Consider the following 25,013-nt stretch of genomic DNA (forward strand, 5'->3'; position numbering starts at 1 on the left):
AGTTAGCTCAGTTTGGGCATCAATTGGATCATGTTTCCCCACAGAGCATCCCGCTTGGATTTAAGCGCTTCCAGTGCTTTGAATCCTTGTGGTGTCACTTCGAAATACCGCTTTCGCTTACCACCACGTTCAGGTGTAGATTCACCAAATGTGCTTTTTACAAATTGCTTATTCTCCAATCTGTTGAGCACCGTGTGTATGGAGCTAAGTACAACTTTACGATCCATTTTTTCTGCTAATTCCTTCTTGATTGCCGGCGCATAAGCTTCCGGATAGAGTGATCCGACGGTAAGCAATACTAGTTCTTCGAGCTCTCCTAGATGATCTCCTTTCATAGGTATGAATGATTAAATTCTGATTTGTCGATTTAAACATACGGTGATAAATGTATAATGTTCTGATTTGTCGATAATAAATAAATTGAACTCATTTATAATTAACTAATGTTCTCAATCAAATTAATTGCTATTATGCCACACTTTCTACTACACACAACCAAAGAAACCATAGCTCCTCAACAAGAAGAAGGTTTCCTGAAAGCCATTCATGAAGAAGCTGTAGCCAGTGGGCTGTTTGCAGAAAAAGACATCAAGGTCAGAATGGAACGCTTTGAAAAGTCGATGGTTGGAGGAAAGATCAATGAGCCTTTTGTTCATGTGTTTGGATATATCATGCAAGGTCGTTCGACCGAAAAGAAAGCAGCTCTCTCCAGATCTATCGTAGCTCGGTTAAACAAACTGCTTCCGGATGTTGAAGCAATAGCTATGAATGTTGATGATTTTGAAGCTGCTACCTATTGCAATAAAGCAAAGTTGTAAGTCAGCGGAGTTAAAAAGCTTCTCCAATGAAGAAATAGTAGCCCAGACCATCTTCGGAAAACGCTATGTCAAATCGAGTAAAGATGTCTTTGCTTTTGAATATCAGAAACCTTACGCCTGTGCCTCCGGCCACTTTCAATTTACTGAGGTCAAGGTTGGCGACACCATCGCTGACAGTTCCAAAACCCACGAATGCTGCCGCACCCCAGCGCTTGCTGAAAGGAAAGGGGAGAAACCGATATTCTGTTTGAGTGGCGAGTAGCGTCTGATCTCTATATCTCCCGAGGTAATAACCACGCATGAGCGATTCGCCTCCCATTAGCGAAAGCTGGCTGAAGGGAGCGTTTCCATCTACTTCGGAAAAAAAGAACTGAGAAGCCAGCACTTGAGTCTCATTGGTAGGCAGGTAGTAGCGTGCATCAAAGAAGTAGGAGGTAAACTCAAAATCACTTCCCCAACCATCGTCGTAGCGTAAAAAACCCATCTCTCCGAAAAATCCCTTTCTCACATTTAGGACGTTGTGTCTGTCGTCGAAGACCAGGCCTAAGCCCAAGCCCAGATTAGTGAATTTTTGCACACCAGTCGGAGGCTGAAACGGCTCGCTGGTAAGCTGGTTGAGGCTGACATTGGAAAGGCTATGAAAGTCAGTTTCGAACCCCAGGTATAAGCTCCCGTGAACCTTCCTTAGGATACGTTCTCGAATACTTATCGTTCCGGCATCAATTTGTGCCAGCTCTTCTCCGCCAATATCTATCCCCGTGCCGAAATAGAGCAAGGGAAATTGCTGAAGTCGAATCCGCCCAAGGAAAAACCACAAGCTCTTATCGCTATACAATGCATGGTCCATCCATAAGCCATACTGTTTCTCCAGAGTTATAAATGTAAATGCGGTGATCTCGCTCAGCCGGTTTTTGATGTCTTGATTGGCGTAATACACGTATACTGCACTCACACCAAATTCCCATTTGGTTTCCGGAGAATAAGCAATTGTGGGATAAGCAATGAATTTGGGTCTTTCAATCGAAGTGGTGTCATTGAATACCGAATTCCACACACGTTTTACCAATCCATCATTTTGTGCGTGTAGTGATGGGGTAAGTACTACCCAAAGAAAAAGAAAACAAAAGGTTTTAAAATGAAGCATATGTCTGAGCTCGCAGATCAACTAGCGAAGACCTCATAATGTTGTACATGCTCTTCAAACTCAAGAAGGAATTGTTGATCTTCCGGATAGTACTTCGCTTTGGCATAATCAGCTCCGGCAAAGTTTTTAATCACCTCCATATTTTCCCAATAGGTAATGAGTTTAAAGTGTGCAATGTCGTCTTCAAGATTTCTCAGGAAGCTGAGTTTTACAAAACCGACCGTCTCTTTGTAGTCAGGTATAGCTCTTTCCTTCATGAACATCGTGTATTGTTGGTAGTCTTTAGCTTTCGTCTTACCCTCCCAAATTCGTGCGATCATCTTTATTCTGTTTTCTTCTTTTACTGCCGTTCTGCAATCTCATCTAAATATTCTTCAATTCTGGTTTTGCTAAAATATTTACCATTTTTAACTACGCCCACGATCTTTTGTGTATTAGAGACTGATTCAAGTGGGTTTTCAGACAGCAGAATCATATCCGCATACTTTCCTTTCGAAATTGTCCCATAATCTTCCTCGATCTCCAGATAAATGGCAGGATTAATAGTTGCAGTCTGCAGGGCTTCAGCAGGTGAAAGTCCTGCTTTTTCGAACATCGCTATTTCTAAGTGAACACCTAATCCAGGCCAGCAAAGTGGATTTGCTCCGGTATCCGTTCCGGCTAGCAGCCTTACACCAGCAGCATTCATATCTCCAATTATTCGCATGTAGTGATCGACCAGTGCTTGTTGAACTTTTAAAAATTCTGTATTACGATATCTAAGATGATCGTTTACCTGTGGAGTCCAATATTTTTTCATGTATGCCGGAAGGTATTTGAAATAGGCTTGATCTTTCTTCTCCTCGGTTTCAAACCAGGCATTTTTGTACCACATTGAGATGGTAGGTGTGTGCCAGGTTTCATTCTCAGCAAATGCCTTAAATAGCGTGGCTGCTTTCTTTGGATCATACGTATCGATGATCAGTTTATTTCTAAAAATATATTGTCCCAATCGATCCGTTATGTTTCCATAATCGATGGTTTTGTTTCGAATGTTTTCTTCTTCGGAAGAACATTCAAGTGGGATGTCCAGCAGGTGCTCCAGGCTGTTGATTCCAGACTTGGAAGCTTCGTAGTTGGTTACAGTTTGAGGAACATGTCCACAAAATGGAAAGTTGATCGTACGTGCATAATCGCTCATAGCAAAGTAGATGGAATCTGGCAGTAAGGAATAAACTTTAAGAAAATCCACACCTGCTTCTACCAAAGAATCTACCTTCTGAATGACATGTTTGGTGGATGGAATTCCAATAGATCCATCCCACATAGGATTGGGGCCATCAATGAGTGGGCCGGCAGCAAAAATGGTTGGGCCAACGATTGAACCATTGGCTATCTTTTCTCTCCAATCGTTTACTACGTTTAATGAGCCTGCCATATCTCTAATACCGGTAACACCATGCAATACAAAAAGTGGCATCAGTAAATCTCTGCTTTCTGCATCTGGCTTCATTCTCCACATTTCAGGATCGTCCGGATGGGCGTGCATGTCCCATAGCCCTGGGATTAAATATTTACCAGTTCCGTTTACCACAAAGGTTGCATTTACCACGGAAGGGTCTGTTTTTTTTACTTCATAGATTCGATCATCTTTTATGTAGACGTCCATTCCAGATTGTACGACTCCTTTTTCAACATCAATGACATGGATATTGGAAATAAGCAAGTCGGGGATTTTATCACGCTGTGAAAATGCTGGTATTGAAAAGAGGCATGCAGCTAGAATAAAAGTTACTTTCTTCATTTGAGGGGAGTTTACTCAAATCTGAAGAATATCACTTAAATAACACATGATTTTGTCTATTAGCTGGACATTTAGGTTATAAGCGGCGAGTTGAATACAGTTTTCTTAATTCAGCTCCAGATGTATTTCAAACTTCTGAATACCTGAAGAAATCATTTGTACTTCCAACCCGAGTAGATCCATCCTAAAAGTCGCACACCTACCCAATATAGGCCTGCCCACATCCATTTAGCTTCCTTGAGCTGTTGATAGAAAATGAGATCGGTCTGCTTACGTGTAACGGGAGCACACCTCTTGTATTGATATAGCACATCGTGAACCATGGATGCATAGTACGTCTTAGGCTTGAATTTATGAATCCGAGGTAGGTCGTAATTGTGTTCAACCAACTTTCCATCAAAATTTCCCCAAGTGATCTGCAGGAAGTTGAATTTGGGCGTGCACCCATCCCAGGCATATCCGCGATTGTTGTCCTGAGATCCACGTACAGTGATGGTGCCATCCGGGTCAATTTTCAACCACTTCCCTTCAAATTTTCTTCCTAAGAGTTCGTCAGTCTGATAGATAAAATCGTCGTGATGTACGAATTTCCAGAGTTTTTTTGCTCCTTCTTTCAGGCATCCGCCTTCAGTTTCTGGTTCATTTTTCCAGTCGGTGATCTTTTCCTCAAATACAGTTTTCATGGTGAGTAAGATAAGTTGAATTATAAGATAGCGGTATTTGTGAAAAATGCAAAATCTGATGTAATGAGATCCTTAATTTGAAATGCTGTTAATATCAGAATAGAACTATTGTATCTTCGATTTGCAATGAAACCTTCAAATCAAAACTCCATCTATCACCAGCTAGTAGCAAACGAACTCCAAGCTTGGCAGACTGCTATGCGCAAAAAGCCATCTTTCTGGAATCGAACTACCAAAAAGGTGCAGAAGAAAATCAATAGTATCATCCCGGAGAAGGTTCACCTTGCCATAACAAAAGCAATCAAGGAGATTACAAGAGCTGTGATTTTTGGTTCGGGATTTACCACGCGTACCCGGAAAGAGGTTAAGCCTTTAGAGGAGATTGAGATCAAGGTAAAAGAGCGCATCAACTTCTATTCATCCTCAGCGGCTGTTGAGGGTGCTGCAACCGGTTTTGGTGGATTTTTGCTTAGTCTGGCTGACTTTCCTTTGTGGCTGACTTTGAAGATGAAAATGCTATTTGAGATAGCTTCACGCTATGGTTATGATACAAAGGACTACAAGGAGCGAATCTTTATTCTACACATCTTTCAGCTTACTTTTTCAAGTCAGGAACGCAGAAATGAAATCTTTGAGAAGATGGAAAACTGGGAACTAATCAAAGATCAGCTCCCAAATGATTTCAATTCTTTTGACTGGCGCACTTTCCAACTTGAGTATAGGGATTACATCGATCTCGCCAAACTACTCCAGCTGATTCCCGGTGTTGGAGCAATCGCCGGAGCATTGGTAAATCACAAGCTGACAAATAAGCTTGGCAAAGTGGCTATGAATGCCTACCGAATGCGTGATGATAGATTCAAAAATGTGAAGCTATTGAATGGTTAAAATGACTGTGCCTTAGTTGCTAAAAACAGGATACAATATCTGATCAAATAGCAATACTTTTCCTTTTGGCGAATGGAGATTACTGGTCGCAAACAGTGGATTTTCAATCTTGATTGAGTACGCTGATAGGATTCATTAATGAAGCTCGATAGGCGATAACACCTACAGTAACATATGCAAGGATTAGAAGTACAGCTGTGGAGCTTAGGACATACCAATATGAAGATCCAATGAATGTGTGAAAATTTTGAAGCCAGGCTTGAATAAAAAGTATTGCAATAGGTGAAGAGATTAAGCTTGCCATTGAAACAATAGCTATATATTTTTTTGAAAATAATTTTATCACCTCCTTACTACCAGAGCCGAGTACTTTCCTAATGCCTATTTCTTTCCTTTTTTGAATGACATGATAGGAGGTGATGCCAATAAGACCAAGAGTTGCAATTGATATAGATAAGAGAGTTAACAGTAGAAATTGTTTGCTGTAAACTTCTTCTGATGCGTACTGTTGCTTAATAAAATCACTAGAAAATTGATAGCTGAAAGGTTCGTTTTGAAATACGCTGGAAAACATTGATTCACTGGCTTCAATCAATTCTTTAGTGGCTTCAGAAGTAAAGTTTATGAGGAAGTAATTGTGTGTCGTGTTTCTTCTGTAAACGTCATCAAGAATAAATACCATCGGACTTATATCTTCCTGAAAACCGACAGAATTGAAATTTTCAACAACTGCTACTACAGATGCCGTATCCGTATAGCCAACCTTTTTTCCAAGTGCCACAGTTGGGGTCCAACCATAGTTTTCTACTGCTCTTCGGTTTAAAACAACCCTTGGGTCATTTGTTGGACTGCCGTAAGGAGGTACTTTTCCGGATATGATCTCAATATCGGCTACATCGAAGAAGTAATCTGTGATATTGGACATATAGACAGACTGATATTGACTATTTGGTCCATCATAGGATGGTAAATTAGCCTGAGAACCTTTTCCGGCACCCAAGGCTAAACTTGCACTTGAAACATATCGAACCCCTTTGATTTTATTCAACTTGTTTTTCAGCACTCTGGCCTTATTCGATATATCGGCGCTTTCACTTATGGGCCCATTGATTATCAGTATTTGTGACGGATCAAAGCCAGGATCTTGATTACTCATGTGATCCACTTGCAGATATACTATTGAAGTAAATGAGATTAAAAAAATAGCCACAGAAAATTGAAAAGTTAGCAGTACATCGCGCAGTGCATTCACCATTTTATTATTGAAAAAAGCTAAATGATTTGATGAATTGCTTTGCAATGCGATCGCAGAAGACAAATAAAAGCTGGATATGATTGTTCCGACTAAAACAATAATCACAAAATTCATTGACAGAGCGAATTCGATGACTGCCGAACTTTCAAAAATAAAATTCCCTACCCACGGACCCATAAGGAGGTTGAGACTTAAACTTAGGATAAGTGCTATTAGGTTTAGAAAAATTCCTTCCAACAGAAATAAGAGCTGAATACTTACATTAGATGCGCCAAGGTATTTTCTAATTCCAATTTCCTTCAGTCGTTCGGGAGCTCTCGCCACTTGAACGTTGATAAAATTTACATACCCAATTAATACCACCAGGTAGGCTAGTAACTCAAGAAGTTGTAGTCGTGATTCACTATTTACTGAAGAGAGTTCATGGGATAAATCTGAATGGAGATGGATATCTTTTACTCTCATTAGATCAAATTCCATATATTCAGAAAGGCTATTGATATCTTGTATTTCAAATCTATCATAGTACACTTTTCTGAAATTTTGAATTACCTCGGCAACCTCAACAACAGGGTTAAGTTCAAAATAAGTATGAAAGGCATATCCACCCCAATTTTCTCCATTTCTGTAATAGTTAGGCCTGATTTCTTGCATGAAATCCAACGGACCTATCAGCTCGAATGAAACTGTAGAATTGATAGGAAAGTCATTGAAAACACCAATAATTGTAAAATTCCAGGCGTCATTGAATCGTAAATTTTGACCAACAATATCGGTTGTGCCAAACAGTTTGTTTGCAAGGGATCTAGAGATCAAAACACTGGTTGTACCTTCAAAATTGTCAGTTCCAGAGATAAGTTCAATTCCGAAAAAATCTAAAAGATCACTGTCACCGAGAAATGCCTTGGAAGTAATGATTGAATTATTGTCACTATTCGTCAGCAGACTTTTTGAAAGCTGTGTAAATCGGACCGCTTTTTTAATCCCCGAAACATTGCTTTGAAAGAGATCTGCGTAGGGTGCTGGAGATTGAGCCGAATAAACATTTCTCCCATTTGGTCCCATAATACTAAAGGACATTCGATATTTATTGTCAAGATTAGGTATGTAATTGTCCCATGATCGTTCTTTCAGCGTATGAGAAAAAATACCCATAGCAACAGATAGCGTGATAACTAAACTGAGAATGGAAATGAAAGAGGTCGTTTTTCTCTTGGTAAGATTCCGGAATGAAACTTTGAAAAAGGTCGTGATGAACAATGATTCAAAAATTTTCATACTACAAAATTTCCTTTAGCTGAATTGTCACATTAATCGTCTTGCCATTTCTATCGATTTCTAATTTTATCTCCGAATTTTTCTCGAAAAATGACTTTTGATTTTCATATTGGATTTCACCTACGGCTATTCCATTAACCGATTTAATGTGATCATCGATCGATAGCCCGCTAGCTGTTGCATTGGTTGACCTGTATAGTCCGGTGACAATCCACGAATCTAGAGTTTCACTTCGATCTATATAAGAAAAACCCAATCTTGAGAAATTGAATGGAGCATTGAAGTTGGAGTTTGGCTTAAGGTACAGTTCATTTTTAGAGAAATCGAGAAAGATATCAAATCGCTCCAGAATCTTGTTTCCTAAAAGCCCCAGCCGATCATCAGATGCCATTGCTCCAAGGGTATCCAGACTGTAGTTCATACTGACATTCTTGAGCGTAAAGTTTGAAATTTGGATAGCATTAGCTCTAAAATCATAGCTACTCGAAGCTCCCCCAACACCGTAGTATTGGTTGAAATAGCCTACTTTTTTAGTGATGTTTTTACTCAGCTGATATTTTTCAGCAACGCTACTTGATAATGATAAACTTGAGCCAGATCCTAAGTCCAGTATCGATTTACCTTGCACTTGAATGGAATCATTAATCCACACTTGGATAGGTATGTAGAGCCTGTTATTAGCTCTCTCCAATTCAATTTTGGTATAATCTGTTATATCAATTTGTTGAATGGAGTCGTAATACTTGATGTATTGCTTTATATAATTGATTTCAAGAACGCCATCCGAGAAGTAGTCCAGGCCAATAATTCCTTCAGGAAAATCACCCAAAATTGGTTTAAGTCTGAGGACAGGAACGATTGAGGTGCGATAGATATCCTCTCCAATAGCGAAAGAGACGGTGTCCATTATCACGATTACATTCTGAGATGAATTCCCTGCACCACCAAGTGTGGTTTCAATCAAATTTTCATAGTGAAAATCATGAGCTGAGAAAAAACTTGTGTCGTAATACAGATTATCGGCGCCAGTATCAAAGACAAAGTTTCCTTTGACACCATCTGCGGATCCTGAAATATAAATATGGCTTCTGTAGACAATTGGAATGGCTCCTTCGGGGAGTGGAAGTTGTTCTTGGATTACGGGTTTACATCCGACTCCATATATAAATAATAGTAGAACAAACAGGCCATTCTTAAAGAGTCTGATTGGCTTATTGGAATTGGTTTTCATATTTATATCACTCAAGTTCTGTTTTTATTTAAAGAGCTACTCAAGCATCCGTTTGGATTTTGATTTGATGAGCATAGGCATTGTAATCGGCAAAATCGTAGTGTAGAATGATTTTTCCTTCTTCTATCTTGAGGATAGTTTTGATAGGAAAATTGACAAAAACTCCCTCTGTGCCACCTGTCCATGCTCCCGGAAGAATCATAGAAAAAGTGGTATTTAGCATGATGAATGGTCCGGCTTGAAAAGAATTGTTGACTTTAACATTTATATAGGAAGTGTTGGACTCAATAATGATCCCTTTCCATAGCTGAGTGACCGCATCAATACCTTCCAATTCGAAATTTGAGCTTTTGAAGGCGTCTTTGGCCGTTAGATCTTTGAAAACAATATTATCAGAATAGAATGAGCTCATCTTTTGAAGATCTTTGTTGGAGTAGGCCATGATGTACTCAAGCGCTATTTTCATGCTGCTTAAGTCCCCATTAACACCAGTTTTGACAAAATCAAATTGTTCAATTATAACCCCATTTTTAAGTCGTAAAACAGTAAACATCTCCGTCACCTTACCATTAGATGACTCATAGAATAGGTCTGCCACGATGTAGTTGCCGCTTTGAAATTGCTCTCGAATTACAAAGTTGACATCCATAGTTTTCGGATATGTTTCTTTGAAGTGCGTAATACATTCAGATTTACCTACATACAACTTGTTTTCATCCAGCGTGAAATTCTTGTAGGTAATTGAATCGTTCCAATATTTAGTCAATCCTATATAGTCATGCTGCTCAAGAGTGCCAGTAATATTGGAAAGTAGTTTGGCGTTTGGGCTTTGGGCGGATATTAAACCAATCGATAGTGTGAGTAGAAAAGTTAGAATTCCTTTGTTCATCGTCCTTGTTTTGAATTTTATTAAAAGACGAATTAAACTGGAATCAATGGTGACAGTTTCTAAATATTGAGCTAGAAAGTGTCGACTAATTTTTTAGGACTCTATTGAAAAAAATGCGCAAAATGACTTATCCTACAGAAGAGAGTGTTTTCATCTCCAAATCAAAATATTCTTTCGGGGTGACTCCCTTGTAATCTTTGAATGCTTTATAAAATGTGGATTTGGACTTAAATCCTGCCTCATTTGCGATCCCAAACATATTGAAATGATCAAACTCTTTTGATTCAACTAATTCAAGAAATTTTTCAATTCGATACTTATTAATCAAACTTTTGAAACTTGTATTCAAATGATTATTCAAAGTATAAGATAGTTTGAACCGATTCACGTTCAGTTTGCTTTCCAGGTGTGATAGCTTAAAATCAGTTTCTAGAAAGGCTTCTTCATCTTTTAAATAGGAAAGAATCCTATTACCAATCAATTGAATCTCACGGTCTTCGAAATTCACCTTCTCATACCTATTCGATTTGGACACTTGGAACGTTTCGAATGCATCACTCTTAGCGATAATGAAGTATCCAAAAAGAAAGACTAAGGCTGACATAAGGTAAAAGACCTCTTCTATTTCAATAGTGAATGGAAGATTGACCATTTCTACATATTCAAGAATGGCAAACAACCAAAATGCGTTTACCAATAACATTGCACCTTGAAAAGAGTTAAGCGCATAATACATCGATTTCTTATGGTCAAAAGTTCTTATATCATTGAAGCAAATCAAGATGATATAGATGTTGATGATAATAGCTACAATATCTGCCCAAAGAAGCAAATTCATTAAGGGTAATACCTGCAAAAAATTCTCATTTGGCAAGATCAGAAAAGGTGTCAACAGCAGTGAGTATGTAATAGCAGGAACGAAAACCCACCAATTTTTTTTAAGCAGCTCAGATGCTGGGTTTATCAATTTCTTAGTGAAGAAAAAGTAGAATGGCGTAAATAGGTAAATGAAAAGATAGTTACTCATATAGAGCTTGGGAAAATTCCCAAAGGATCCCAATAATGCCTGAAACAAGAGGTAGAGTGATACACAACCAATCAACGCAAGGAAATGAATATTGCTTTTCTTTGAGAAGAAACCTCGCTTGCTGACGAGAGCTACTGATAATACTAATCCTTGAATTCCTGAAAAGAGAAGAATTTCATTCATTGTATTAGGTACGCAAGTAGGGAGTCAGGGTTAGCAGAAATAATTAATCTTATAATCAACTATGATAGAATTCAGCTGATTTATGTTATCTGATTGAATGAAGTGCATTAATCACTATAATTTTTTCTTACATCATATCAACAGGCTTTTTCTAACTTAGTAGAAGAGCACAACATAAGTTATTATGATCGAACTAAACACAGAAAATAAAGTCATTCTTCTGGAAGCTCTTGAAGATCTGATGTACAAACTTTCACTTCAACTCGAAGATCTTAAAGGAGGTCCGCTAGATAAAAGACGCAAAGAGCTTTCTCAAAAGCAAGCTGGGGTTGAGAAATTGCAGCATTTGATTTCGACTTCCTAAATAGATGACTCGTCTTTCATGATAGAAATCATCTTCATTTGATTTTTGATGGTATTTAGCTAGCTTGATTTTATGTCCAGCTTCAAGATACGTCCTCGGTTCAAGCAAATAATAGCAGGCAAAAAAGAAGAGCTAGAGCAAATGTTAGTTGAAGAAATTTCCAAAAAGGATAGTTCTTTCACACTTAGTCATTTGCCAGGTCACATATACATTCGAGTTCATTCAGGACAGCAGCATTTCTGGTCTCCACAGCTTCATCTATCAATTGAGCAGGAAGAGGAAAATGTGATCATAAGAGGACTTTACGGACCCAATCCTACGGTCTGGGCCATCTTTTTTTTCGGATATGTTGCCTTAGGTATTCTTACACTTTTCATAGGTATGTGGGGACTAACCAGATATAGCCTGGGTCTCAATTCTTCCATTCTGTGGGCAATTCCTGTTTTCGCTGTTATTGCACTTATACTCTATGTTTCTGCGCAAGCTGGTCAAAAACTTGGAGCCCAGCAGCTGTTTGATATCCACCACTTATATGAAGAAATAATTGGTGATCATGTGACTGTAGAATAATATGCTTTCACTCGCTTTCTCAAAAGTTTACCTAACTCTAATCCTACCATTTCGATTTTTTTCTCTAGTCTTGCATTCACAAATGAAACACGCGTACAACATAAGGATTAGTATAAGGCGCAGCTATAGGCGCGACAGGCGATCTTAAGCCTGACTTCAATCGGTTGTATGCGGTAGAACGTACCGTTCACATTTTTTTCAATTCACATTTTATTTTTCACAGAAGTGAGCTTAACGCTTGACTCATTTTATTGGGCTAAAACCGTCCGGTGAATCAGAGTTATGGTTGTAAAGCTCATTTCGCAACCTCAAATTCATGAAACATTTTCTAGAGGTTGGCAACCTCTCAAATGCCGAAATTGAGTACGTACTCGAATTGAGTGAGTACCTCAACGAAATGCAGGATCAGTCCCTCTGAGTATGAGAGCGTATAAGAGACAATAACCTGATATCGGGAAGGCGCTGAATTAGAAGTGTCTTCTCGATTTCCAGTTATTTAACTATTCTAAAATCCATTTTTCAATGACCACCGCAAGTGAATTATTTACGATTGGTTTGCTCACAAAATCATTCATTCCTGCTTTATAACATTTCTCCTTATCAGCTCTCATCGAGCCTGCGGTCAATGCGATGATTGGAGTTTTCTTATCCGTTTCCAGCTCCCTGATTTTGCGCGTTGCGTCATATCCATCCATTTCTGGCATTTGGACATCCATCAAAATGATATCAGGTTGTTCTTTTACATATTTCGCAACCGTTTCCACACCATTTACTGCTTCAAATACGCTTGCATTGGGTAGGGCTTTCTTCAGCATCATTTTCACAATGACCATGTTGTTTGCATTGTCTTCTGCAACCAAAATCTTTAGATTCTTTTCTGAGATTGCCCGCTTTAATGCTTTTGCTCCTTGTTTTTCAGATTCTAATCTTGCTTTCGCAATTCGGCTATCCGAAAGCTCAAGAGTGACTTCAAAGAAGAAGGTGCTGCCTTCCCCATGCACACTTTGTACTTCCAACTTACTTCCCATTAGTGATAGTAGTGTGTTGGAGATAGATAAGCCTAATCCGGTACCTCCGTATTTTCTGGTCGTAGAGGAATCTTCTTGCGAAAATGCCTCGAATATTTTATCAATGTTTTCTTGCTTGATGCCAATTCCTGTATCCCTAATAGAAAACTTGAACCGACACTTACCGTCTTCCTCATCCATGACCTCTACCTTCAATTCTATTTCTCCCTCATTGGTAAACTTCACGGCATTGGCGAGCAGATTGACAAGGACTTGTCTCAGTCGAATATCATCTGCTAAAACATATTGATATTTTTGATCTACCAGGGAAAGCTTCAGTTCGATATGCTTCCTTTCCGCTTTATAGCTGGTCATTTGCATTACGTGATTACAGAGCTCGATCAGGTCTGTGTGCTCTACCACTAAGTCTAATTTGCCGGCTTCAAGCTTAGATAAATCCAGAATTCCATTGATGATGCCTAGCAGTCCGAGACCAGACTGACTAACGATGCTTAGATGCTTACGCTGCGTATCGTCGAGATTAGTTTCTATGATCTGTTCAGTGTAGCCTATGATTGAATTTAACGGTGTCCGTATTTCGTGGCTCATCTGGGCTAAGAACTGAGATTTTGCCTGGTTGGCATGCTCGGCCTCTTCCTTGGCCGCATTTCTTTCAATAATCTTGATTTCGAGTTCTCGATTTTTGCCAGTCACCTTTTTATAAAAAATAAACAAGACAACCAATAGGATTGCCAATAGCAATATTGCCGCGAATATCCATCGAAAGAGTTTATCCTGAGCATCAATCAGTTCTTGGCTAAGAAGAGCTTCTTTTTTCAAATCTTCGATGATGATTTCCTTTTCTCTGCTTTCGTAAATAGCTCTCATTCGCGCAGTTTCTTCAATCAGGTTCAGTTTCGCCAGGCTATCATTCAAGATCAGTATCTCTTCATATAAGTCAGGCAGCCTTCCAATTTGATTTGTTCTTTTCAGCAATTCAGCTTTCAAAACCTGACTGTCATAAAAAACCTTTAGGGCGTTTATATCTTTTGAGATTTCTTCTGCTTTCTTAATAGCATTCAACCCATCATTGGCCATGTTTGTATTTAGATAGGCTTTGGCAAGAAGGACATATGAGTAAGATAAACTATAGTAGTCCTGCGAAGCTTCATCCAATTCCATGGAATGTCTCAAATAAGTAATTGCCTTTGGGTAATCACCTAGCTCCAGATGAGAAACTGCAATATTGGAAAGTGTGATGGATCTCCCACGATTATCATCAAGTGAATCCACAATGTGATTTGCCCGAGTGAAGTAATCCAATGCCTCGATGTAGTTACCTTCCTTTTGAAAAAGTTCGCCCACATTGTTTAATCCGTATGCTACACCCCTCACATCACCGAGAAGCTGCTTTAAGGCTATGGATTCCTGGTAAAACTTCCGAGCTGTCTTGATGTCATTCAGATTTTTATAAGCAATGCCGAGATTATTCTTAAGTCTTGAAATTCCTAAGGTATCCTGAAGATCTTCCAGCAGCACCAATGATTCCTGGTAATGAATAATCGCCTGATTGGAGTTGCCCTGAATATCATAAGAAATAGCTTTGTTCTTGAGCGCTTGAGCCCTTCCTTGATCATAATCAGCTATTGTTGCGAGTTTGATTGCCTCATTAAATACCTTTCTGGCTTCCGTAGGATCTGTAAAAATCAGATTGAATCCAAGCTCATTCAACGTATCAATTTTATTTGCGGCTTGCATATCCACAGGTAAATTGGCAATGAGACTATCTGCTTGTTGAGCATAAGTAAATCCTGTAAAAAGCAGAATTAGCAGAATACCAAACCTTATGCGAAATACGTGGATAAACATTCTCATGTAGCTGATCTGTATCCTTTGTAGTTATCGCAAATTGGGAAGTAAAGTCAAGGAAGGCATTAATTCCCCTAGGAACAATAATTGAGCGTTAGAAATTTTAATTTCGAGCATTTTGGTGAGGTTTTAATAAGGCTTTGTTCAGGTAACTGGCAAAAACCTATGGTTGGTTTTAATCATCATTCTGACGACAATCGCACTTCCCATAGAAAGTAACCTTTATGTTAACTGATGAAATAGTTGACTGTTTTAATACTTTAAGATAGTTATCCATTCAGCAAAAAAGAAATCTTACCTTTCATGGCGTTAGCACTCTTTTTTGGGATTCGGGAAAGCATCAGAGTCATCCTCGCCATCACGCACAGTCAGGCAGGCCAGATCTTTTTCTACCATCAATTTCAAAGATGTTCCATTCTCCAGAGTAATGGATTCAACCAAGGATAAATCTTCATCCGAAGCAATCCAAGCCATAGTCTCTTGCTGAGGTATGAATAATTGCATGTGGTTTTCACTTAAAGAAGCAGAAAATTCTGAAGCAACTTTGAGTGAATAAATAAACTTTGATCCTCCCGGAAAATTTACTTCCTCAGTAACCAAACCTTCCTCGGCTAATTGCTTTACTTCTCGCTGCATCAAACGAATACGAATTGAATTCCCTCTTATGCGTAATTTCATTTCTTTTGATCCATCATTGACTTAGCTTTTTCAAAGTCCTCTTCATTATTCACATTAAACAACTCTCTATCATCTTCAGGTTGAATTGATTTAACCGGATTGTCAATCAGAAACTTTCGAGGATAAACTTCTTCACCACGCAACTGATGCTCTGTAAGTGTCGTCAGCGCTTTCGGTTCCCAAATAGCAGCCAAAGGTTCAGGCAGATTGCTTTCTGCGCTCACCAAAGATGTAGCAAACATGCTACTGTCTCTTTCGTGTATCAATCTTTCAAGTGTACATTCGGTTATGAAAGGGAGGTCTACCGCCAACACCAGCCAGGCTTTGGTGAGGAAAGCTTGATGTGCACTCAATAGCCCATTTAGTGGCCCTCTTACATCAAATACATCTTCGATCAAATGATCTGTAAACTCTATTGATTGACCTTTTCTAACAGAAACAAATGTTTCTGAAACCATATCATTTATTAGATCAAAAAGGTGCTGATCTTGTGGTTTTTTGTGATACTTAACACGAGATTTATCCATCCCCATTCGGGTGCTTCTACCGCCGAGTAAGATCAATCCATTGAGGTCTTCTTGCATCTATTTATAAAGGTAGCCATTAGGTTAATAAAAGAGATTCCTATCTTTAACTATATGTCTGAGCATCATCACTTACGAATAGAAAAACCTCCCAAAGTATCGGTTGGGCCAAAGTCTGTAACCAACGCAAGTAGGATGATTTTGAAAGCTATGCCTCCCTGGAAAGCTTTGAAACTGCTTAGTAAACTGAATCAAAAAAAAGGAATTGATTGTCCTGGTTGTGCCTGGCCAGATCCGGAGAAGCGCTCGAAGATGGGTGAATTTTGTGAAAACGGGGTGAAAGCAATCGCTGAGGAGGCTCAGCATAAATTGGCTGGAGAAGCATTTTTCAAGCAGCATACGATTGAATCTCTTCGAAAAAGAAGCGATTACTGGCTTGGCCAACAAGGTCGATTAGCACAGCCAATAATTAAAAAGGAGGGAAGCGATCGTTATGAGCCTATTGAATGGAAAGATGCTTTTGAAACCATCGGCAATCATTTAAAGTCTCTTAATCACCCGGATGAAGCGGTGTTTTATACATCAGGTAGAACCAGCAATGAAGCAGCTTTTCTTTATCAGCTTTTCGTTCGAAAGTTTGGCACAAATAATCTTCCGGATTGCTCCAATATGTGTCATGAATCGAGTGGAGTTGGCTTGAGCGAAACCTTAGGAATTGGTAAAGGGTCGGTTACTCTCCAGGATTTTGAGCATGCAGAAATCATTCTGATTTTTGGTCAGAATCCCGGCACCAATCATCCACGAATGCTCAGCTCGTTGGAGAAAGCCAAACGCAGGGGTGCGAAGATCATCGTGATTAATCCTTTGAAAGAGGTAGCGCTGATGAAGTTTAAAAATCCTCAAAAAGTGAATGGGTGGATTAGTAAAGGGACCGATATCGCTGATTTATATCTGCAGATTAAAATCAATGAAGATGTGGCCTTGCTCAAAGCCTGGCTTAAATTACTCTTGCAGGATGAAAGCAACCTGGATGGGGATTTTATTCAGGACAAAACCTCAGGCATAGAAGAGCTTAAGACGGATCTGGCCAACTATAAACTAGAAGACCTTATTCAGCAATCCGGACTATCCAAAGAAGATGTGCTTCTCAGCGCACATTGGCTAGCGGCCAAAAGCAAAATCATCGCTTGTTGGGCCATGGGTTTGACCCAACATGTCAATGCAGTAGATAATATCCGGGAAATTGTAAACCTGTTATTACTCAAAGGGAGCATTGGTAAGCAAGGTGCAGGCACCTGTCCGGTTCGTGGGCACAGCAATGTGCAGGGCGATCGAACGATGGGAATTTGGGAGCGTCCTAACAAAGCCTGGACCGACAAGCTCAAAGAAGCTTTCAACTTCGACCCGCCGGAATCACCGGGGTATAATGTGGTGGAAACCATTGAAGCGATGAATGCAAATAAGGTTCGTTTTTTTATGGCTTTGGGTGGCAACTTCCTGCCGGCTGCTCCGGATACTATGTACACCGAGCAGGGCATCCGAAAGTGTGAACTTACTGTGCACATCAGCACTAAACTCAACCGAACACACCTTGCTCCGGGCAAGATTTCTCTCATCCTTCCATGTCTTGGACGAACAGATAAACACATTCAAAATGGGAGGGAACAAGTGGTGACAGTCGAAAATTCAATGGGTGTGGTTCATGGCTCACATGGTAGCCTGACGCCACCATCAAAGCACTTGAAAAGCGAGCCCGAGATTGTGGCCTCTATTGCCGCAGCAACACTGGGAAATGAAGACATCAACTGGTCTGATCTCATTGAAGATTATGATAACATAAGGGATTTGATTGCGAAGGCGATCAATGGTTTTGAAAATTATAATGAAAGGCTAAAGAAAGATAATGGCTTTGATTTACCAAATGGCGCTCGTGCCGGAGTATTCAATACACCAACTCAGAAGGCAATCTTCACGGTAAATCAATTGGCTGAACCGATTCTTGAGGGACATGATTACATCATGATGACCATCAGAAGCCACGATCAATTCAATACTACAGTTTATGGAATGGACGATCGGTATCGAGGGATTTTCGGAGGACGAAATGTGGTGTTTATGAATGAGGAAGACATGCAAACTAAGGGTTTGTCACAAGGTGACAATGTTGAGCTATCTAATAACTATAAAGTAGCCAGAAAGGTGGCTGGATTTTCAGTAGTTCCTTATGATATTCCAAGAGGTTGTGTAGCAACCTATTTCCCCGAGGCAAATCCGTTGGTTCCGCTACATCTGCATGCGAGGAGGAGTCACACGCCTGCTTCTAAGTCCATAGGTGTCAACATCAAGAAAATATAGCGTGCATGTTAGCAGGTGATTATCCTGCGAAGAGTGTGATGGCAAGTATCGTCAGATACACTACCAATAAGATTTTTTTAGCCTTCATTATTATTTTCGTTTTGTCCTTTGATGTATAAACGAAATTCTGTGCCAATGTTTCGCCAAAAAGCTATTATTTGGATGAAAGTTGTAGTTGAAGGGTCGAATGGGAGGTTTGAAGGAATCTCTCGCCTTTCCTGTCAGTTTACACGCTTTAGCGTAAACGTCAAATTCCCAAAATCTGCTACGTCCTGAACCCAGACCATGGTGACGGAATCCAACGACTCAACGCTGAACATTTGGGTAGATACGCCGATTTCAGTTAGTTCGAGTAGATCGCCAGTTGAGTAAAACTTCCATGCTCCCTCGATACCATTAGGATCGTAATTAGAAGCCACCGTATAGGTCCCATCGGAATTAAGTATGTATGTGGTTGAAATAGCATCTTCTTTTGCTGCTTCTATTAGGGCAGGTGATAAATCTGGTGTGTTGGCGCTGAACTCTTCAACTCTCCATTCCCCAACTAATTTTGTTTCGTCAATTGTGCCTCCACAAGATGCTAATGCTATTAATAGTATCAGTCTAATGTACTTCATGCCTGAAAGGTTATGCTCCTATTGGTAAGAATCTTAATGATCGTAACTTAAATTAATTTGCTTAGAAACAACCTCTTGATGCCTATCAGGAAAATATAAATATTATAAGAGCTACTCCTTGACCAATCGAATGGTCTCTGATCTAATTTCATTAGAGATATTGAGGAAATAAACTCCAGCAGAGAAACCAGATAGGTCCAGCACCAGCTTCGATTGGCGACTGATCCCATAGTTATCTATTTGTTTTCCCTGACGATCAAAAACTCGAACGTTCGCGTCATCAATAACTTTTCGATTGATGGTGAATAATCCATCGGAGGGATTTGGAGTTGCAAATAGTACTTCAAGACTTGACGACAAATCCACAGTCCTGATTTCGGAGTGACTATATTCCCCGTCGTAATCAGTTTGTTTAAGTCTGTAGTAGGATAAACCTTGTACTGGCTTGCGGTCGATAGCATGGTAATCTCTTGCCTGGTTGCTATTTCCATTTCCTTTTACGGATGCAATCGTCACCCAATCTTCTCCGTTTCCAGAACGTTCTACACTGAAGAAATCATTGTTAATTTCGGTGGCGGTTGCCCAATCAAGGCGCACCATATCATCAAGTGCGGTAGCTTCAAATGAGATCAATTCTACTGGCAATGGTAGGGTTACGTCCGTATTGCCTATGGTGAATCTGTCACCATCCTGAAAGTCTATATTTGAAAATGTTGCAACATCTCCAGCTACAGATCCAGCGATCGGCGTTACATCATTATCATCAAATCCATCTCCGTCTCTATCGATTAGTAATCGAAGATTGCTCCCAAGAGAGTTGCCTACCGTGGAGAAGTCGAATGAAATAGATACGGTACCCAGATCGCCCGTTTCCGAAAGTCTCCAGATTCGATCAAGTCGTTCTTCAATCACGGTTCCATCCACATCCACCGCGTTTTTGGTTGAAATAACTGTATTGTCATGACCCCACATAATAAACTCACTGTTATCTAGATCTGATGGGTCCCACATCCTTACTACTCCGGAACCACGCGCATCTGTATGATTTGAACCATCAGCGGCCTGCCCAATGCCTGCAGCTTCATAATCAAAATCTCCATTGCCATTATCGTCCATGTCGTAGACGTCATTGGCATTGAGTGTAATATCATATTTTGCCGCGAGGTAGTTAGTCGTTATGATTCGTTGAGCAGCATTTACTTCAGCATCAAACATGGCAATTTCTGCTATACTTCCAGTAAGTAAGAAGCCTGTGCCGGTTGTCGGTCCAGTATCTCTTCTTGCTCCAATCAGTACATCTGCCGTTGCTTCTGTGGTTGTTCCAACGCCTGCTGCAGCAAAATTGGAACTCTCATCTGTCCAGGAATCTTTCTGAGTAGCATCATTGGTACTGGAAGAGACAAACCAATCGTTGGTGGCCGTAACAGATCCAGTGGTTGCATTACCGCCAATAAATGCGGTAAATCGAGAGGTGCCTGCATTGTCATCAATGGTGTATTGGTAATGTCTGTTTGCGTTGGTGGCCTTGGAAAAAAATGTACCTTGAGGCGTAGCCCCTGCTACATTGTAGACAATAAAAAACGACCAGCTGTCTGTACCTGGTGTGAGATTTAAGGCTGCTACATTACCAAGGTTGAGGAAATCTCCTCCATCGAAACTAATGGATGGAAATCCGTTTACGTCGTTTGTGTTGAAAGTAGGTTCTTCAGCTGATACTCCGCTGGAATTGGCCGTCAGGCTGTTACCTGAAGCATCAGACCAGCTAGAGACAGAAGCACCATCACTTAAGCTTAAATCATCCGCTCGTAACCACAGCTGATTGTTACTCGCATCGCCAACTCCACCCGGACCTGTGATGCCTGTAATGAACCCTCCTGATGGTGGCCCACTTGTGAACCCCCCGCAATTGGTGGTGCATGTAATGTTAAATGATGAACAGACCTGAGCTGCTGTTGCAGAATTAAGGTATTGTACTGTTGGATCTCCTCCACCATTCCCTGTATCAATAGTACCATCACCACAAAGAGTAGCGTTAGTGTGATCGATGTAAAGGTCATCTCCGGCTGTAGAGGTGTTATCAATAATTGTGCGGCTATTTCCACTTAGGATAAAATCATCTCCTACATCAAATGATGCCGTAGATGAAATGTCTAATGAACCAAGTATAATGAGGTCATTGGTGGTGCTGAAATCACCACCGTCATCTACATCAAAAACATCTGCAGTCATCACCCGAACGGTTGCTGTCAAAATTCCACCATTCGCGACAATGATATCTCCTTCGTGATAGAATGCATTGGCATTTGAACCCGTAAAGGCTCCTACGTTGGCTAAACCCAAGGCATCTGCAGTGGTCTCGTTTCCATTATCATCGGTATCGTCTATTGTAATGGTATGTCCACTTCTGATAACCACATTGTCTGTGCCACCGGGTGCAGTGGCCGAGGCTCCGGATGAGCCATCTGATGTCAATGTCCATGATGCAGCGGCTTCCCAATCTCCGGTAGCAAAGGAGTAATAGGTCGTTTGAGCATTCAAATTGATAGTCATTGCGAGCACAGCAACAACCATAGATATTCGTGAAGCGAATTTCATTTTAGCGGTATTAAAATGGATAATCTAAAGATTAAGTGACTTGTAAGATAGTTAAAAGCCTGGAAATATGGAGTTTATGGCATCTCCTTTTAATTATGGTCAGTTTCACACAGTCATTGAATGAGTTTCATTTTAGCGTCTTGTATTTTTAATACCAGATAGCTATTCTATTCCCATCTCAGCGACTCCACGGGGTTGTTTTTCGTAATTTTCTTCGTTTGAAAGCCAATGGTGATAGTAGAGATCAAAATCAATAGGAAAGAAGAGATGAAGATGAGGCCGAATCCAATATGAATAGAATAAGCAAATCCAGCTTTCCATTCCATCAGGATCAGATAGCTCATCGGAGCCCCAATCAGTACCGCGATGAAAACCAGTAATAGAAATTCTTTGCTCATTAACCTTAAGAGCTGACCTAGGTTAGCGCCCAATACTTTTCGGATTCCAATTTCTTTTGTCTTTCGAACCAATGTGATCATAACCAATCCATACAATCCCAGGACGGCAATGATGATGGAAAGTGCAGCAAATACATTGGAAACTCTGCTTACTCTCACATCATTATCGTAAAGACTCTTTATCTCGTCAGTCAAAAAATAGTAATCGAAATAATTGCCAGGAAAATGCTGGTCATATCTTTTTTCCACCGCTTCTACCAGCGCTGGCGTAACTTGAGATGAGAACTTAATCGAGAAGTTGTTGCCTGTGTCATAATATGGAATCAGGAAAATTGGTTCGATTTTCTTATGTAAGGATTGCTGATGGAAATCTTTAATTACTCCGATTATAGTCCAATCTTTATTCCAAAAATTAATGGACTGACCGATGGCATTTTCTGGTGAGTCAAATTTTAAAAGCGGCACGGCAGATTCATTGATAACTATATTTTTCACCTTGCTTCCGTCTAAATCATGATCAGTAAATCCAAAATCTCGGCCAGTAATAAATTCAAGATCATATAACTCAGAAAAGTCATGATCCACGTTGATGAAATTGGAAGTAAGGTTCTGGGCTTCCGGGTCCGCCTTGGAAGTGACCTGGAAAATTCTGCCCATAAGTGATCCAGGTACTCGATTGGAAATGGTTGCACCTTCAATTCCTGAAAGTGAACTTAGACTCTTTTTGAACAGATCAATTTTATTAATGAACGTGCTATCCCAGTTGGTCATTACTGGTCCATAAACCACCATGGTATTGTCTACATCAACACCGAGATCCTGATTGACCATAAATTCAATTTGGCGTGCTATGGCAATGGTAGCAGTGATCAGAATGACTGCCAATGAAAATTGAAAAACTACCATCCCTTTTCTAAGCCAGGCAATTTCACCTTTGAGTTTGAAGCTGCCTTTCAATACATCCTGGGTGCTGAATCGGGTAACTAGTAGTGCCGGATATAGTGCCACAAAAGCAAGTGAAACCAACAGAGTCGCAAATAGTAATAGAGGAAATGGAATACCCCAAATCGAAGAAAACAAAACAATGGACATGCTCAACTCCAAACCTGTGAGGTTATTAAATGCAGGTTGCAGTAGTATCACCAAGCCAATTGATGTAATCAGAGCAATGAGATTCATTAAGAGGGTTTCAGTAAATGATTGTCGGATGATCTGACCTTTTAAGGCTCCAACCGATTTTCTGATTCCTACTTCTTTTGCTCTTTGAATTGCCCGACTTGTATTTAAGTTGATGTAGTTGATCCACGCAATCACCACAATGAATATGGCAATGTATAGCATGAGCCAAACCGTATTGCCATTCGTCACTACACCTATTTCATATTCCATTGAGTCGTCAAGGTGAATTTCTTTTAGAGACTGTAAGAAGAATTTCTCATCTCCACCGGAAACCTCACCTTCTTTGAAATACCTCTTTCCAAAATCAGCGAGTTTTCCATCCAAAGATTCCTTTTTTACGCCCTCTTTAAGCTTGATGTAATGGTAGAAATCAGACCATTCCCAGCTGTTGTCAACTTCTTCGCCAGCTATAGCAATGAATGACTTGTATGAGGTAATGAAGCTAAATTGTAAATGAGAATTTGCCGGTGGATTTTCCAGGATTCCGGTTATCATAAATGGTTTTTCGTAGTTGAAATGAATAGGCCTGCCAATCAAATCCGTAACGTTTTCTCCTTTTTTGATCAGCTTTTCAGCGAACTGTTTGGTAAGCACCATCTTAAAGGCGGCATCCAGACATTCCTCTTTCTGACCTTTGAGTAATTCATAGTCAAAGAAGGTTAGAAAATGCTCATCTGCGATCAAGTAGTCACCGGTACGAAAGGTTTCATTTTCATAGTTGATGAAATTAGATCCACTGAAAGTCATCCGCGTGTAGGATTCGATTTCGGGAAAGTCCGCTTTCATAGTGGGACCAATGGTGGGATAGGTGATTGCTCCGTGTTGCACCAATTCACCATTTTGGTAGCGATCATTTATGACTCGATAGATGCGTTCCGTATCTTTATTAAAGTCGTCAAAGCTTGTTTCAAAGAGTACATATTGAAACATAAGTAGAGAAACAGTCATGCCGGCAACGAGACCGAATAGATTGATGCCAGTGAATGTTTTGTTGCGTTTAAGATCTCGGTAAGAAACCTTCAGATAGTTTTTAATTAGTCCCATATGATTAAGAGTTTTTGAGTTTTGCCTTTTTCTGAGTCGGTGATATCGAAGAAATGCCAATGCATTGAGGAAGTAATTGATTTGAGCTTTACGCTTCCCTTTTTTCTTGAGATCTAGAAAGAAGAGTTCTGTCAGATCTCCTTCAATGGATTCCCACAATGCCGTATTGCAGCATTTATAGAGGAGAGATCTCAGCAGTTTAGGAGGCGTGGTTTTCATTGATCGAATGCTACTTTTGGAATCCCCGACCATAAATTTTCCCGCATAGAGCGTGATGTTTTCAGCGCCGCTTGTCCAGCTTTAGTCACTCGAAACAGCAGCTTTCGCTTTCCACCACGTTCGGGTGTGGGATCACTATACCTCGACTCCAGATAGTCCTTTTCATTGAGTCGTTGCAGTACGTTGTGCACCGTGCTGATGGTAATGGTGCGATTGCATTTTTCTTCAATTTCCTGTTTGATGAGGATGCCATATGCGTTATCGTAGAGGTTTGCAACTACCAATAAAACGATCTCTTCTAGTTCTCCAAGGTTAGTCCCTTTCATGATTATTTATTTATTCGACAAAACCGAAATTAATATATTAATCGTAAATGTCGAATAAATGGTTACATAATTTTTTAGAAGAAGAATAT

At 40.0% G+C, this 25,013-nt stretch carries 21 protein-coding genes; 5 read left to right on the forward strand and 16 right to left on the reverse strand.

The genetic code is table 11. From position 1 onward, the window contains the following. Positions 1-2: 2 nt before the first annotated feature. Positions 3-335 carry a PadR family transcriptional regulator gene (locus ACL8WY_RS15260; protein WP_436515620.1) on the reverse strand — a complete coding sequence of 111 codons (333 nt, stop codon included), beginning with the start codon at positions 333-335 and terminating at the stop codon, positions 3-5. A 135-nt stretch (positions 336-470) separates the two neighbouring features. Between ACL8WY_RS15260 and ACL8WY_RS15265 the strand changes: the two genes are divergently transcribed. Beyond that, positions 471-818, forward strand: coding sequence for a 5-carboxymethyl-2-hydroxymuconate Delta-isomerase (locus ACL8WY_RS15265; protein ID WP_436515621.1), 348 nt, complete (start codon positions 471-473; stop codon positions 816-818). Between the two features lie 10 nt (positions 819-828). Here ACL8WY_RS15265 and ACL8WY_RS15270 read toward each other — a convergent pair whose 3' ends face one another. The 4 genes from ACL8WY_RS15270 to ACL8WY_RS15285 all read right to left on the reverse strand — a co-directional run bounded on the left by ACL8WY_RS15270 (position 829) and on the right by ACL8WY_RS15285 (position 4,428). Next, entirely contained in the window at positions 829-1,962 is a 1,134-nt protein-coding gene (locus ACL8WY_RS15270; RefSeq protein WP_436515622.1) for a BamA/TamA family outer membrane protein, read from the reverse strand. A 17-nt stretch (positions 1,963-1,979) separates the two neighbouring features. After that, the gene (locus tag ACL8WY_RS15275; protein ID WP_436515623.1) at positions 1,980-2,282 is read right to left on the reverse strand and encodes an antibiotic biosynthesis monooxygenase; all 303 of its coding nucleotides are present in this window, start codon (positions 2,280-2,282) and stop codon (positions 1,980-1,982) included. 20 nt (positions 2,283-2,302) lie between these two features. Beyond that, positions 2,303-3,745, reverse strand: coding sequence for an amidohydrolase family protein (locus tag ACL8WY_RS15280; RefSeq protein ID WP_436515624.1), 1,443 nt, complete (start codon positions 3,743-3,745; stop codon positions 2,303-2,305). A 152-nt stretch (positions 3,746-3,897) separates the two neighbouring features. After that, complete coding sequence (locus ACL8WY_RS15285) at positions 3,898-4,428, reverse strand: hypothetical protein (protein WP_436515625.1); 531 nt, start codon at positions 4,426-4,428, stop codon at positions 3,898-3,900. Positions 4,429-4,554: 126 nt separating this feature from the next. On the opposite strand from ACL8WY_RS15285, the gene ACL8WY_RS15290 reads away from it, so the two are divergent. After that, positions 4,555-5,316, forward strand: coding sequence for an EcsC family protein (locus ACL8WY_RS15290; RefSeq protein WP_436515626.1), 762 nt, complete (start codon positions 4,555-4,557; stop codon positions 5,314-5,316). 103 nt (positions 5,317-5,419) lie between these two features. On the opposite strand, the gene ACL8WY_RS15295 is transcribed toward ACL8WY_RS15290, so the two are convergent. The 4 genes from ACL8WY_RS15295 to ACL8WY_RS15310 form a co-directional block, all read right to left on the reverse strand. Beyond that, on the reverse strand, positions 5,420-7,849 hold the full coding sequence (locus tag ACL8WY_RS15295; RefSeq protein WP_436515627.1) for an ABC transporter permease: 2,430 nt from the start codon (positions 7,847-7,849) through the stop codon (positions 5,420-5,422). 1 nt (position 7,850) lies between these two features. Further along, positions 7,851-9,080 (reverse strand): aspartyl protease family protein, encoded by a 1,230-nt coding sequence (locus ACL8WY_RS15300; RefSeq protein ID WP_436515628.1) that lies wholly within the window; start codon positions 9,078-9,080, stop codon positions 7,851-7,853. Between the two features lie 40 nt (positions 9,081-9,120). Next, positions 9,121-9,969, reverse strand: a complete 849-nt coding sequence (locus ACL8WY_RS15305) for a nuclear transport factor 2 family protein (RefSeq protein WP_436515629.1) — start codon at positions 9,967-9,969, stop codon at positions 9,121-9,123. Between the two features lie 127 nt (positions 9,970-10,096). Continuing rightward, the gene (locus ACL8WY_RS15310; RefSeq protein ID WP_436515630.1) at positions 10,097-11,179 is read right to left on the reverse strand and encodes a helix-turn-helix domain-containing protein; all 1,083 of its coding nucleotides are present in this window, start codon (positions 11,177-11,179) and stop codon (positions 10,097-10,099) included. Between the two features lie 184 nt (positions 11,180-11,363). On the opposite strand from ACL8WY_RS15310, the gene ACL8WY_RS15315 reads away from it, so the two are divergent. Both ACL8WY_RS15315 and ACL8WY_RS15320 read left to right on the forward strand, forming a co-directional pair. Further along, positions 11,364-11,543 (forward strand): hypothetical protein, encoded by a 180-nt coding sequence (locus tag ACL8WY_RS15315; RefSeq protein ID WP_436515631.1) that lies wholly within the window; start codon positions 11,364-11,366, stop codon positions 11,541-11,543. Between the two features lie 72 nt (positions 11,544-11,615). Continuing rightward, a complete protein-coding gene (locus ACL8WY_RS15320) occupies positions 11,616-12,113 on the forward strand; it encodes a hypothetical protein (protein ID WP_436515632.1) in 498 nt (165 codons plus the stop codon). 500 nt (positions 12,114-12,613) lie between these two features. On the opposite strand, the gene ACL8WY_RS15325 is transcribed toward ACL8WY_RS15320, so the two are convergent. The 3 genes from ACL8WY_RS15325 to ACL8WY_RS15335 form a co-directional block, all read right to left on the reverse strand. Beyond that, positions 12,614-14,995, reverse strand: coding sequence for an ATP-binding protein (locus tag ACL8WY_RS15325; protein WP_436515633.1), 2,382 nt, complete (start codon positions 14,993-14,995; stop codon positions 12,614-12,616). 303 nt (positions 14,996-15,298) lie between these two features. Continuing rightward, entirely contained in the window at positions 15,299-15,667 is a 369-nt protein-coding gene (locus ACL8WY_RS15330) for a DUF7009 family protein (protein WP_436515634.1), read from the reverse strand. Then, a complete protein-coding gene (locus ACL8WY_RS15335) occupies positions 15,664-16,251 on the reverse strand; it encodes an NTP transferase domain-containing protein (RefSeq protein ID WP_436515635.1) in 588 nt (195 codons plus the stop codon). The genes ACL8WY_RS15330 and ACL8WY_RS15335 overlap by 4 nt, the downstream gene beginning before the upstream one ends. 54 nt (positions 16,252-16,305) lie before the next feature. Here ACL8WY_RS15335 and ACL8WY_RS15340 point away from each other — a divergent pair, with 54 nt between their 5' ends. Beyond that, positions 16,306-18,546 (forward strand): FdhF/YdeP family oxidoreductase, encoded by a 2,241-nt coding sequence (locus tag ACL8WY_RS15340; protein ID WP_436515636.1) that lies wholly within the window; start codon positions 16,306-16,308, stop codon positions 18,544-18,546. Positions 18,547-18,767: 221 nt separating this feature from the next. Here ACL8WY_RS15340 and ACL8WY_RS15345 read toward each other — a convergent pair whose 3' ends face one another. From ACL8WY_RS15345 to ACL8WY_RS15360, 4 genes are all read right to left on the reverse strand, one after another. Beyond that, entirely contained in the window at positions 18,768-19,163 is a 396-nt protein-coding gene (locus ACL8WY_RS15345; RefSeq protein WP_436515637.1) for a hypothetical protein, read from the reverse strand. A gap of 111 nt (positions 19,164-19,274) precedes the next feature. Next, positions 19,275-21,758 (reverse strand): T9SS type A sorting domain-containing protein, encoded by a 2,484-nt coding sequence (locus ACL8WY_RS15350; protein WP_436515638.1) that lies wholly within the window; start codon positions 21,756-21,758, stop codon positions 19,275-19,277. A 167-nt stretch (positions 21,759-21,925) separates the two neighbouring features. Then, on the reverse strand, positions 21,926-24,598 hold the full coding sequence (locus ACL8WY_RS15355; protein ID WP_436515639.1) for an ABC transporter permease: 2,673 nt from the start codon (positions 24,596-24,598) through the stop codon (positions 21,926-21,928). Further along, entirely contained in the window at positions 24,595-24,924 is a 330-nt protein-coding gene (locus ACL8WY_RS15360) for a PadR family transcriptional regulator (RefSeq protein WP_436515640.1), read from the reverse strand. The genes ACL8WY_RS15355 and ACL8WY_RS15360 overlap by 4 nt, the downstream gene beginning before the upstream one ends. Positions 24,925-25,013: the final 89 nt, after the last annotated feature.

The sequence above is a fragment of the Ekhidna algicida genome (assembly GCF_051379705.1).
In the GTDB taxonomy this organism is placed as follows: Bacteria; Bacteroidota; Bacteroidia; order Cytophagales; family Cyclobacteriaceae; genus Ekhidna.